Annotated in this window: 6 protein-coding genes and 1 pseudogene; 2 read left to right on the forward strand and 5 right to left on the reverse strand. The window is 61.3% G+C overall.

The genetic code is table 11. The features are described from left to right. Nucleotides 1–14: 14 nt before the first annotated feature. The gene (gene lgt / locus BBI10_RS03290; protein ID WP_065986720.1) at nt 15–821 is read right to left on the reverse strand and encodes a prolipoprotein diacylglyceryl transferase; all 807 of its coding nucleotides are present in this window, start codon (nt 819–821) and stop codon (nt 15–17) included. Nucleotides 822–1,087: 266 nt separating this feature from the next. On the opposite strand from lgt, the gene BBI10_RS03295 reads away from it, so the two are divergent. Further along, nucleotides 1,088–1,834: an NRDE family protein gene (locus BBI10_RS03295; protein WP_065986721.1), complete on the forward strand. Its 747-nt coding sequence runs from the start codon at nt 1,088–1,090 to the stop codon at nt 1,832–1,834. A gap of 55 nt (nt 1,835–1,889) precedes the next feature. Here BBI10_RS03295 and ptsP read toward each other — a convergent pair whose 3' ends face one another. Together ptsP and BBI10_RS03305 are read right to left on the reverse strand one after the other, a co-directional pair. Beyond that, nucleotides 1,890–4,169: a phosphoenolpyruvate--protein phosphotransferase gene (gene ptsP / locus BBI10_RS03300; RefSeq protein ID WP_065986723.1), complete on the reverse strand. Its 2,280-nt coding sequence runs from the start codon at nt 4,167–4,169 to the stop codon at nt 1,890–1,892. Nucleotides 4,170–4,190: 21 nt separating this feature from the next. Further along, the gene (locus BBI10_RS03305) at nt 4,191–4,670 is read right to left on the reverse strand and encodes an RNA pyrophosphohydrolase (RefSeq protein WP_062379340.1); all 480 of its coding nucleotides are present in this window, start codon (nt 4,668–4,670) and stop codon (nt 4,191–4,193) included. Between the two features lie 166 nt (nt 4,671–4,836). Here BBI10_RS03305 and BBI10_RS03310 point away from each other — a divergent pair, with 166 nt between their 5' ends. Further along, nucleotides 4,837–5,493, forward strand: coding sequence for an HAD family hydrolase (locus BBI10_RS03310; protein ID WP_065986725.1), 657 nt, complete (start codon nt 4,837–4,839; stop codon nt 5,491–5,493). A gap of 81 nt (nt 5,494–5,574) precedes the next feature. Here the strand turns inward: BBI10_RS03310 and BBI10_RS03315 are convergent, their stop codons facing one another. Both BBI10_RS03315 and BBI10_RS03320 read right to left on the reverse strand, forming a co-directional pair. Next, nucleotides 5,575–6,003, reverse strand: coding sequence for a DUF2269 family protein (locus BBI10_RS03315; protein WP_065986727.1), 429 nt, complete (start codon nt 6,001–6,003; stop codon nt 5,575–5,577). 123 nt (nt 6,004–6,126) lie between these two features. Next, a pseudogene (locus tag BBI10_RS03320) lies at nt 6,127–6,582 on the reverse strand (threonine ammonia-lyase, biosynthetic); the annotation flags it as partial.

Consider the following 6,582-nt stretch of genomic DNA (forward strand, 5'->3'; position numbering starts at 1 on the left):
ATGTACCCGGCGCGTCACACCGCAGCGTTGTTGGCAGCGGGCGCGCGGTGGTAAGCCAGCCAGATCAGCACCAGGCCGCCGATGATCATCGGCAGGCTGAGGATCTGCCCCATGGTGACCCAGCCCCAGGCCAGATAACCGAGCTGGGCATCCGGCACGCGGACGAACTCCACCACGAAGCGGAAGATGCCGTAGAACAACGCGAACATGCCGGAAACGGCCATGGTCGGACGCGGCTTGCGGGAGAAAAAGTAGAGAATGACGAACAAGGCCACGCCTTCCAGCGCGAACTGGTAGAGCTGTGACGGGTGGCGCGGCAGCTGCGCAGGGTCGGTGGGGAACACCATGGCCCAGGGCAGATCAGTCGGCTTGCCCCACAGTTCGGCGTTGATGAAATTGCCGATGCGCCCGGCACCCAGACCGATCGGCACCATGGGCGCGATGAAGTCCATGAGCTGGAAGAACGACTTGCCGTTGCGCTTGCCGAACCAGTACGTCGCGATCATCACGCCGATGAAGCCGCCGTGGAACGCCATGCCGCCCTTCCACACTTCAAAGATCAGCAGCGGGTTGGCGATGTAGTTGGGCAGATCGTAGAACAGCACGTAGCCCAGCCGTCCACCGACGATGACGCCCATGGCGACCCAGAAAATCATGTCCGAGAGCTTTTCTTTGGTCCACGTCGGGTCAAAGCGATTCAAGCGACGGGATGCCAGGTACCAGGCACTGCCGATACCGACCAGATACATCAGGCCGTACCAATGGATTTGCAGCGGACCGATGGCCACGGCTACCGGGTCAATCTGCGGGTAAGGCAGCATTGCGACTCCTTGAAATAGAAGCGCTCATTGAGCGACGAAGCAGAACTATGCGGCGGCGGCAGCAGGTGGTGCCACCCAATAATGATGAAATCTGGTGTAAGAGCGACCGCGATGAAAGCCTCGCACGCCGACGATGCCGCTCTCACTAGCACGGACATCTCTCAAAAACAGTGCGGCATGTTACCGGACCGCGCCGATCCGCTCTAGCAGCGTGCGATGGATGTCGGCGTGCGGGGTGGGTAAAGTGGCGCAAAAAGGAGTCATCCATGTGCCTCATCGTCTTCGCCTGGCGGCCGACGCACGCTCAGCCGCTGATTCTGGCGGCCAATCGTGACGAGTTCTACGCCCGTCCTACTCTGCCGCTGGCCCAGTGGGAAGAGGCGCCGCAGGTGTATGCCGGGCGCGATCTAGAAGCGGGTGGGACGTGGCTGGGTATCAATGCTGGCGGACGATTCGCAGCGCTTACCAACATCCGCGAGCCGGGCAAGCCGCCTGGCCGTCGTTCGCGGGGTGAATTGGTTGCTCGTTTTTTGACCAGCGATGTGTCCGTAGATGAGTATCTGAGTGAGATCGCAGCGAGATCAACGGAATACGGCGGGTTCAATCTGCTGGTGGGTGATCGTCAGCAGTTGCACTTCCTCAACGGCAACGATTCGACACCCCGCTGCTTGGAAGCAGGCGTTTACGGTGTGTCCAACGCCGGGCTCGACACGCCGTGGCCTAAGCTGGTGAAAGCCAAAGCCGCCCTGCTCGAACAGCTGAACAATCCTGATCCCGACGCGTTATTTGGCTTTCTCAGCGATCACGCGCCTGCGCCGGACGCTGAACTGCCAAGCACCGGCGTTGGGCTTGCGACGGAGAAATTGCTGTCGAGCGTGTTCATCGCCAGCCCCAATTACGGCACGCGGGCGAGCACGGTGTTGCGGGTGAATGCGGATGGCAGCCGGCGGCTGATCGAGCGTAGCTTTGGGCCGTATGGCGGGAGATTGGGTGAGGTGGACCTGCAGATTTGACTCCGCCTCTTCCCGGCTGAAGCCGGTCCCACTAAGAGCAGCGCAGCGCCAGCCCTTAGTGCCCCTTCACAGACCCCGGATTGATCATCCGCGACAGGCCCAGATTCCTCAGCGCCAGTTGCAGCGAGCTGCTGATGACTTGCGGGTTATCGTTCTTCATCAGTTGGGCCAACAGGTCCTTGGCCATGCTCAGGTTGATCTGACGCAGCATCCACTTCACTTTCGGCAAGTTGGTGGCGTTCATCGACAGGCTGTCGAAACCCATCGCCATCAGCAGCACCGCCGCCGCAGGATCACCGGCCATTTCGCCGCAGATGCTCACCGGCTTGCCTTCGGCGTGGGCATCGCGCACCACGCTTTGCAACGCCTGGAGCACCGCCGGGTGCAGGTAGTCGTACAAATCCGCCACCCGCGGGTTGTTGCGGTCGACCGCCAGCAAATACTGGGTCAGGTCGTTGGAGCCGACAGACAGGAAATCCACCTGACGCGCCAGCTCGCGGGTCTGGTAGACCGCTGCTGGCACTTCAATCATCACGCCCACTGGCGGCATCGGCACGTCGGTGCCTTCATCGCGCACCTCACCCCATGCCCGGTGGATCAGGTGCAGCGCTTCTTCGGTCTCGTGGGTGCCGGAGATCATCGGCAGCAGAATCCGCAGGTTGTTCAAGCCCTCGCTGGCCTTGAGCATGGCGCGGGTCTGCACCAGGAAGATTTCCGGGTGGTCCAGCGTTACGCGAATGCCGCGCCAGCCGAGGAACGGGTTGTCTTCCTTGATCGGGAAGTACGACAGCGACTTGTCGCCGCCGATGTCCAGCGTTCGCATCGTCACCGGTAACGGGTGAAACGCCGCCAATTGCTCACGGTAGATGGCGAGCTGTTCCTTTTCGCTCGGGAACCGCTGCTGAATCATGAACGGGACTTCGGTGCGGTACAGGCCGACGCCTTCCGCGCCTCGCTGTTGCGCGCGGGCCACGTCTGCCAGCAGACCGGTGTTGACCCACAGCGGCATGCGGTGGCCGTCAAGGGTTACGCAGGGCAATTCACGCAGCGCGTCGAGGCCTTGGGAGAGCTGGCGCTCCTCTTCGACGACGACCGAATACTGTTTGATCAGGATCTCGGACGGGTTGGTGAAGACTTCGCCGTGGTAGCCGTCGACGATCAACTGGATGCCGTCGACTTTCGAGTACGGCAGGTCCACCACCCCCATGACCGTGGGAATGCCCATGGCCCGGGCCAGAATAGCGACGTGGGAGTTACCCGAGCCGAGTACCGAAATCAGGCCTACCAACTTGCCTTCCGGCACCTCGCCGAGCATGGCGGGCGACAGCTCTTCGCTGACCAGGATGGTGTTGTCGGGGTAGACCAGTGTTTGCTGGCGCGCTTCCTGAAGGTAGGCGAGCAGGCGGCGACCGAGGTCTTTGACGTCCGATGCACGCTCACGCAGGTAGGCGTCGTCCATCAGCTCGAAGCGTTTGACGTGCTCGTTGACCACCGAACGCAACGCGCCCTGGGCCCACTGGCCGGTCTTGATGACGTTGGTGACTTCGCTGCCCAGCGACGCATCGTCGAGCATCATCAGGTACACATCGAACAACGCGCGCTCTTCTGGGCGCAATTGTGTGGCCAACTTCGCCGAAAGGGTGCGCATGTCATTGCGCACGCCTTCAAGGGCGGTCTGGAACAGTTTGAGTTCGGCGGTGATGTCAGTGACGGTTTTGTCCGGCACGACTTCAAGGTCGGCCGGCGGGAGCATGACCAGCGCGGTACCGACGGCGGCTCCCGGCGAACCTGGCACTCCGACGAATCGGGCTTCCTGAATGCCCTTGCCCTGCCGACCGAGCCCGCGAATGGAGCCGGTGGCTTCTGCGTGGGCGATAACGCCGGCGAGCTGCGCGCTCATCGTCACAAGGAAGGCTTCTTCGCCCTCGTCGAACTGACGTCGCTCCTTTTGCTGGATGACCAGGACGCCCACTACCCTGCGGTGGTGGATGATCGGCGCACCGAGAAACGAGGCGTAGCGTTCTTCGCCGGTTTCGGCAAAGTAGCGATAACGAGGGTGATCGGCGGCGTTTTCGAGGTTGAGCGGTTCTTCACGCGTACCCACCAGACCCACGAGGCCCTCGTTCGGGGCCATGCTCACCTTGCCGATCGAGCGCTTGTTCAGGCCTTCGGTGGCCATCAGCACGAAGCGGTTCGCTTCAGGATCGAGCAGATAGACCGAGCAGACCTGGCTGCTCATAGCCTCTTTTACGCGCAATACAATAATGCCCAACGCCGCCTTGAGATCCTTGGCGGAGTTAACTTCCTGGACGATCTTGCGCAGCGTATTGAGCATGGCTCGGGGTCGAACTCCGTGTCAGTCGCGCGCCAACAGGCGCGGGGCAAGCTCTTTGAGTGCGCGGCGATATACCTCGCGCTTGAATGTCACCACCTGGCCCAGCGGGTACCAATAACTGACCCAACGCCAGCCATCGAACTCCGGTTTGCCGGTCAAATCCATCCGCACCCGCTGCTCGTTGGAGATCAGGCGCAGGAGAAACCATTTTTGCTTCTGGCCGATGCACAGCGGCTGGCTGTGGGTACGGACCAATCGTTGCGGCAGACGATAGCGCAACCAACCCCGGGTGCAGGCAAGAATTTCAACATCATGCCGTTCCAGCCCGACTTCTTCATTCAATTCACGGTAAAGCGCGTCTTCCGGGGTCTCCTGAGGGTTGATACCCCCCTGCGGAAACTGCCAGGCGTCTTGATTGATGCGCCGAGCCCATAAGACCTGGCCAGCATCATTTGTCAGAATTATCCCGACATTAGGGCGAAAACCATCGGGGTCGATCACGGCCACAACCTCGCAAACGCATGTCGCCGCATTGTTCCACAAAGATCGTGAAGGCAGCAACGAGGCTGCGACAGCTTATCGTGACAACTGCATTAATAGATGCGATCTCTCGGGCAAACCTCGTATTCTTGTGCTCTTTTTTCTGATATTTCAGCGAGTAAAGCCCATGCGTCTGGCCCTCTTCGACCTCGACAACACTCTCCTCGGCGGCGACAGCGACCACGCCTGGGGCGATTACCTGTGCGAGCGCGGCATCCTGGACGGTGCTGCGTACAAGGCACGCAACGACGCTTTCTATCAGGACTATCTGGCCGGCACGCTAAACCTGACCGACTACCTGAATTTCAGCCTGGAAATCCTCGGGCGCACTGACATGGCGCAGCTCGACGAATGGCACCGGGAATTCATGCGCGACTGCATCGAACCCCTGATCCTGCCGAAGGCCATGGCCCTCATCGCCAAACACCGCGACGCGGGCGACAAGCTGGTGGTGATCACGGCGACCAACCGTTTCGTGACCGCGCCAATCGTGGCCCGGCTGGGTATCGACACGTTGCTGGCAACCGAGTGCGAGGTCGTCGACGGTCGCTACACCGGGCGCACCACTGACGTGCCGTGCTTCCGCGAAGGCAAAGTTACCCGTCTGAATCGCTGGATCGAAGAAAACGGCTTCAACCTGGACGACAGCTGGTTCTACAGTGATTCGATGAACGATTTGCCACTGCTGGAGCAGGTGGCCAATCCGGTCGCAGTCGATCCTGATGAGAAGCTGCGCGCCGAAGCCACCCGTCGCGGCTGGCCGGTGATTTCACTGCGCGGTTGAAAAGCCTTCGCGAGCAAGCTCGCTCCCACTGTTCTTTGTCGGCAGGTTGAGCTGCGGTGCCGCCAGCTTTGATGACGGAGGTTAAACCGGTTTGGCGCCCATCAGACCGGCGATCGCCACGAAGCAAACGACACTGAAGATGGCCAGGGCCAGGGTGAAGCGGGAATTGCCCACGATCACCGGCCGGCGCAGGCGGTTCACCCGTACCGCCAGCCAGGCCCAGCTCAAGGCGCCGAAGAGATACAGCACGCTCGCCGCCAGCAGCCAGGTCTGTCCCAGCGGCCAACCGGCGTAGTGGACCAGCCACCAGCCGCTGATCGGCAGGGTTAACAGGCACACGCCCATCAGCACCCAGACAAATGCCCACGGCCGTTGCATGGCGCGGTTCTGCACCGTCGCATCGCCGGCCCGACGGCCACGCACGATCCACACGATCAGCCCCAGCGCGCAGATGAACAGCAGCACCGTGCTGGCGATGTGCAGGATTTTCAGCGCAGCGAAGTGTTCCATTGTGTTCGTGTCCCTGTGTCTGGCTGTGCTTGAAGATTAGCAGCCGGTTGCATGCCGCTGCCGCTGTTGATCCTGTAGGTCCGGGCATGAACCGCTGAAGTCAGCAGTGTCAGTCTTCGGAGCTCACCCCAAAAACAGCTTGTACGCCGGGTTCTTGGTCTCGTCCCAGTACGGGTAACCGATCTCCGCCAGCGCCTGCGGCACCAGATGCCGCTCATCCTCCGGCACCACCAGGCCCGCCACCACTCGGCCATCCGCCGCACCGTGGTTGCGGTAATGGAACATCGAAATATTCCATTTGCCGCCCAGCTTGTTCAGGAAGTCGAACAGCGCACCCGGCCGCTCCGGGAATTCAAAGCGCAGTACCACTTCGTCACTCACCCGTTCTGAATGCCCGCCGACCATGTGCCGCAGGTGCAGCTTGGCCAGTTCGTTGTCGGTCAGGTCCAGCACCGGAAAACCCTGTTCTGTCAGGCTCGCGATCAGCGCTTTGCGAGGGTCCGTGTCGGGGTGGGTCTGCACGCCGACGAAGATGTGCGCCTCGCGGTCGGTGTGGTAGCGGTAGTTGAATTCGGTGAT

Origin of the sequence: Pseudomonas graminis, from assembly GCF_001705435.1 — a bacterium.
Classification (GTDB): Bacteria; Pseudomonadota; Gammaproteobacteria; order Pseudomonadales; family Pseudomonadaceae; genus Aquipseudomonas; species Aquipseudomonas graminis_B.

What these genes read in the sequence shown, in the direction of transcription:
- lgt (WP_065986720.1), bottom strand. Translation starts at nt 821, where the DNA reads ATGCTGCCTTACCCGCAGATTGACCCGGTAGCCGTGGCCATCGGTCCG.
- BBI10_RS03295 (WP_065986721.1), top strand. Translation starts at nt 1,088, where the DNA reads ATGTGCCTCATCGTCTTCGCCTGGCGGCCGACGCACGCTCAGCCGCTG.
- ptsP (WP_065986723.1), bottom strand. Translation starts at nt 4,169, where the DNA reads ATGCTCAATACGCTGCGCAAGATCGTCCAGGAAGTTAACTCCGCCAAG.
- BBI10_RS03310 (WP_065986725.1), top strand. Translation starts at nt 4,837, where the DNA reads ATGCGTCTGGCCCTCTTCGACCTCGACAACACTCTCCTCGGCGGCGAC.
- BBI10_RS03315 (WP_065986727.1), bottom strand. Translation starts at nt 6,003, where the DNA reads ATGGAACACTTCGCTGCGCTGAAAATCCTGCACATCGCCAGCACGGTG.